This window comes from Intrasporangium chromatireducens Q5-1 (assembly GCF_000576575.1).
Classification (GTDB): Bacteria; Actinomycetota; Actinomycetes; order Actinomycetales; family Dermatophilaceae; genus Intrasporangium_A; species Intrasporangium_A chromatireducens.
In genome coordinates, this window is the sequence record NZ_AWQS01000313.1 from 1 (window position 1) to 3,782 (window position 3,782).

Annotated in this window: 3 protein-coding genes; all 3 read left to right on the forward strand. The window is 71.7% G+C overall.

Annotated elements, in window-relative coordinates; translation table 11 throughout:
• A partial coding sequence (locus N864_RS20130) for an SDR family oxidoreductase (RefSeq protein WP_034721612.1) occupies positions 1 to 365 on the forward strand: 365 nt, incomplete at its 5' end.
• Positions 366 to 435: 70 nt separating this feature from the next.
• Complete coding sequence (locus N864_RS20135; RefSeq protein WP_034721613.1) at positions 436 to 3,177, forward strand: helix-turn-helix transcriptional regulator; 2,742 nt, start codon at positions 436 to 438, stop codon at positions 3,175 to 3,177.
• A 113-nt stretch (positions 3,178 to 3,290) separates the two neighbouring features.
• Positions 3,291 to 3,782 (forward strand): helix-turn-helix domain-containing protein (locus tag N864_RS20140; RefSeq protein ID WP_034721615.1); only part of this gene is annotated, 492 nt, incomplete at its 3' end.

Sequence of the window (3,782 nt, forward strand, 5' to 3'; positions counted from 1 at the left end):
TCAACGTCTCCTCCGTCGCCACGCGCGGACTCAACCGGCTGCCGTATGCGGCCGCAAAGGGCGGTGTCAACGCGATCACCGCATCGCTCGCCCTTGAGGCGGCCGAGTACGGCATCCGCGTGGTGGCCACCGCGCCGGGCGGCACCGACGCCCCGGAGCGGCGGATTCCCCGGGGCCCGAGCGCCGAGACGGAGCAGGAGCGGGCCTGGTACCAGACCATCGTCGACCAGACCGTGGACTCCTCGCTCATGAAGCGCTACGGCGACCTCGACGAGCAGGCGGCGGCGATCTCGTTCCTCGCCTCCGACGAGGCGTCCTACATCACCGGCACGGTCCTGCCCGTCGCCGGCGGGGACCTCGGCTGACCCGAGTGGAGGCCGCGGCCCCATGTACCGGCGACGCGACGGGGACGATCCGCGTCCGTACCCTGAGGGGGTGACGGAGCGGATCCCCTCGCCGGGCCTCGTCGGCCGGGACGGCGAGCTGCGCCGCCTGCGTGACCTGCTCCGCAGGGCACTGGGGGGCCAACCGGTCCTCGCCCTCGTCCACGGGCCGAGCGGTGCGGGCAGCTCCACCCTCGTGTCGGCCCTGATCGAGGGTGCGGGCGACGTGGACGTCCGCACCGTGACGGGACTGCCATGGGAGTCCACGCGAGAGTTCGAGCTGCTTCGCCGGCTCGGGCTCAGCATCCCCCAGGTGCCGGCGGGTCGGGCACTGCATGACCACGTGCAGGGAGCCGCCGCACGCGTGGTCCGCCAGTGGGAGCGGTGGCTCGACGCGAGCGACCGGCCGCTGCTCGTGGTGGTGCGCGATGCACAGGAGGGCGACGCCGCCTCTCTCTCTGCCCTGAGCTCAGCGGTGCACCGGCTCGGCCCACGTCCCGTCATGGTCGTCGTCATGGCGCGCACCTCACCCCAGGCCGCGCCACCGGCCGGGGTAGCCGCCCTGCAACAGGTCCACCGGGACACATCCATCGCGCTCGCTGGCCTCGCCGTCGCAGACGTCGCCCGACTCGCCGCCAGCCGTGGAGTGCTCCTCGACCCACAGGCAGCCGCACGCCTGCGCCGCCACACCTCCGGGCTGCCACGGCTCGTGCTCGAGGTTCTCGACGAGGCGCCGATGACGACGTGGGGTGCCACGGGCGAACGTATCCCGGCCCCCTCGTCCGTCCGGTGGACCGCAGAACGGAACCTCGTCGCCGCGGGTCCGGACGCCCGGGCCGTTGTCGAGGCAGCCGCGGTCCTGCGGCCCTGGGCCACCGTCCGGGAGGTTGCCGAGCTCTCCGAGGTGAACGACCCGCTTCCCCCGCTCGACGTCGCCCGGGGCCTTGGGCTCGTCCACGTCCGTGGCCATCAACCGCTGCGGGTCGACCTGACCTCGCCGCTGCTCCGCACCGCGGTCCTCGACCTGCTCGACCTCACCCGGCGCCGCGAGCTCTACCTGCACGCCGCCAGGCAGAGCGCGGACGAAGGTGAGGCGCTCCGGCTGCGGCTGCTCGCGGCGGTCGGGCCCGACCCGGGTCTCGCCGATGAGCTGGAGGCGTTCGCCCGCGTATCTGCCCGACGCGGCGCGTGGGGAGCCGCCGGCGACGCGTTGGCCGGCAGCAGCGAGCTGCAGACCGATCCGGCACGCCGGGCGGCGCTGCTCGTCGCCGCTGTGGACGCCTACGTCGGTCACGGCGACCTCGGCCGGGCCGCCATGCTCATCCCGGAGCTCGACGGGGCACCCGAGTCGCCTCAGCGCGACGCCGTCCTCGGCTACGACGCGATCCTGCGTGGTCACCGGCATGAGGCTGAGCACCTGCTCGCCCAGGCATGGAACGCCGTCGACCCCGCGGCCCACCCGGAGGTGGCTGCACAGATCTGCCATCGACGCGCCCTGCACGCGCTCGCGGCCTGGGACGCGCCAGCCCTCGTCGAGTGGTCGACAAGGGCGATCAACCTGGAGCCCAACACGGCACCAGCCGTCGTCGAAGCACGCACACTCGAGGGCCTCGGACACGGCGGCATGGGGCACCACGATGCGGCCCGCGCTGCCTACGCCGCCATCACGGGAGACGTTCCCGAGGGGGCACAGCGCCAACGGGCGCAGATGGGCCTCGGCTGGCTCAACCTCGCCCTCGACGAGTTGCCCACAGCCGCAGGCAAGTTGCGCTTGGCCAGCCCGCGAGACGCATGGCAGGGCTCCACCCGCGTGTCACTCTGGGCCTATGGTTGGCTCGCTCGATGCCAGTTCTCACTGGGCGACTGGGATGGCGCGATGGCGACCGTCGAGCGGGCGGTGCCGGTCCTGGATGCCACCGGCCAAGACCTCATTGCACCGCTCGTGCACTGGACCGGGGCGGAGGTCAGTGCACTGCGCGGCGACTGGGAACGGGCTCGCCGGCACCTCGACATCATGGGGGCCCTTCGCAGTGACTACGTCGTCATGTTGGCGCCGGTTGCGATCGCTCGGGCCACGGTCGCCTTGGCGGCCGCTGACCACCCCGCCGTCGTGCGGGCCCTGTCCGTGCTCGCCAGCGGCGAGCACGGTGCTGGCCTCGACGAGCCGGGCTTCTGGCCCTGGCACGACCTCTATGCGATCGGGCTCACCGCCACGGGGCTCCTCAACGAGGCCGACCAGTTCCTCCAACCGCACGAGCAGAGGGCACGAGAGCGTGGACACCGTTCGAGCATCGCCCGGCTCGGAGCCGCCCGGGGCCGGCTGCTGGGGGCTTGTGGCGAGCTGCAGGCGGCGCGTGCGGTGTTCGCCGACGCGATGAACCAAGTACGCGAACTGCCGCTGCCCTACCTGCGCGCCCGGATCCACTACTCCTACGGCGAGACGTTGCGACGAGCCGGCAAGCGGCGTGAGGCGGAGCAGCAGCTCCACCTCGCGCGCGACGGTTATGCCGCCCTCGGTGCGCAAACCTATGTCGATCGATGCGACCGCGAGTTGCAGGCGGGCGGACTGACGCCGCGGCGCGATGGAGCGCGCCTGGACGAGCTCACGCCCCAAGAGCGCTCCGTCGTCGACCTCGTCCTCATGGGCCGGACCAACCGGGAGGTGGCGAGCCAGCTCTTCATCTCCGTCAAAACCGTGCAGTACCACCTGACCCGCGTCTACGCCCGCCTCGGCGTTCGCTCCCGGGTCGAGCTGATCGCGCTACAGAACGCAGCCGACCAGGAGTCCGGTTGACCTCGTGCACGAGCACGGCCACCCCCTCACCCTCGCCTCCCGTGTGCGCAAGGGCACGGTGCTAGTGTCGCGCGTCGTTAATTGATTTACAGGTCGTGTTCCTTGAGAAGAGCATGGGCACTGACGCGTTGGTGATCAGCGATGCGGACCGGGCGACGTTGCAGTCGTGGACGCGGTCGCGGTCGATCCGGGCCAGTCATGTGGAGCGGGCCCGGATCGTGTTGGCGGTCGCGGAGGGTAAGGGCACCTCGGGAACGGCGCGAGAGCTGGGGGTGTCGCGTCCGACGGTGATCAAGTGGCGGGATCGGTTCGCCCAGCATGGGATCGACGGCCTGGATGACGAGCCTCGGCCGGGTAGGCCCAAGGTGATCGACGACTCGTCGATCATCGCTTCGACGTTGGAGCCGCCACCGGCCTCGCTCGGGGTGACGCACTGGTCGAGTCGGCTGCTGGGCAAGCACCTGGGTATCGGGGACGCGACGGTGGCGCGGGCGTGGCGCAAGTACCGGGTGCAGCCGTGGCGGCGCGAGACGTTCAAGTTCTCCACCGACCCCGAGCTGGAGGCCAAGGTCCGTGACGTGGTCGGGCTGTACCTGAACCGGGGG